The following is a 950-nucleotide window of genomic DNA, read 5'->3' as shown; positions in this document are numbered from 1 at the left end:
GCTCCAGCGTGCCGGAGATGGCGTGCGGCAGGCCGGCGACGATGCCGGAGAAGATGATCAGCGAAATGCCGTTGCCGATGCCGCGGGCGGTGATCTGCTCGCCGAGCCACATCAGGAACATGGTGCCGCCGAGCAGCGTGAGGACGGTCGAGACGCGGAAGAACATGCCGGGATCGCTGACGATGCCGTTGCCGCCTTCCAGACCGACCGAAATGCCATAGGCCTGAACCAGCCCAAGCAGCACGGTACCGTAGCGCGTGTACTGGTTGATGACCTTGCGGCCCTGCTCGCCTTCCTTCTTCAGCGCTTCCAGCGACGGGATGACCGAGGTCATCAGCTGCATGATGATGGAGGCGGAGATGTAAGGCATGATGCCGAGCGCGAAGATCGCCATGCGCTCCACGGCGCCGCCGGCGAACATGTTGAACATGCCAAGCACGCCCTTGCTCTGCGAGGAGAAGGCCTGGGCGAAGGCGTCGGGATTGATGCCGGGAAGCGGGATGTAGGTGCCGAGGCGATAGACGAGCAGCGCGCCGATCGTGAACCAGATGCGCTTCTTCAAATCCTCCGCCTTGGCGAAGGCCGAGAAATTCAGATTCGAGGCTAATTGTTCAGCAGCCGAAGCCATGCCTGATTCTCCGCTTGGTAACGCTTGATGGCCCTGAGGTCAGGCGGCGCGTTTCACCGAAGCTCACGAGATAAGCTCCGGGCTCTAAACATGCAAGCGGCCGCGTTGACGCGGCCGCCTCGTCGAGCAGATCAAAGCGCAATCGTGAGCAAAAACGGATCCCACTCCTGCCGATCGCGCTTCAAATTGCCGTTACTCGGCAGCTGCCTTTTCCTGCGGCAGCTTGACCGAACCGCCGGCCTTTTCGATCTTCTCGATCGCGGCCTTGGAGGCGCCGGCGACGTCAAAGGCGAGCTTCGCCTTGATCTCGCCGTCCGAGAGG

2 protein-coding genes are annotated in these 950 nt (G+C 62.1%); both read right to left on the bottom strand.

Features of this window, described 5'->3' with window-relative positions; genetic code table 11:
• A partial coding sequence (locus EN984_RS36025) for a preprotein translocase subunit SecY (RefSeq protein WP_164765988.1) occupies positions 1 to 628 on the bottom strand: 628 nt, incomplete at its 3' end.
• A 192-nt stretch (positions 629 to 820) separates the two neighbouring features.
• Positions 821 to 950 (bottom strand): uL15m family ribosomal protein (locus EN984_RS36020; RefSeq protein WP_164765987.1); only part of this gene is annotated, 130 nt, incomplete at its 5' end.

This window comes from Mesorhizobium sp. M7A.F.Ca.CA.004.12.1.1, from assembly GCF_003997835.1.
In the GTDB taxonomy this organism is placed as follows: domain Bacteria; phylum Pseudomonadota; class Alphaproteobacteria; order Rhizobiales; family Rhizobiaceae; genus Mesorhizobium.
This window is presented reverse-complemented; position numbering and strand designations above follow the sequence as displayed.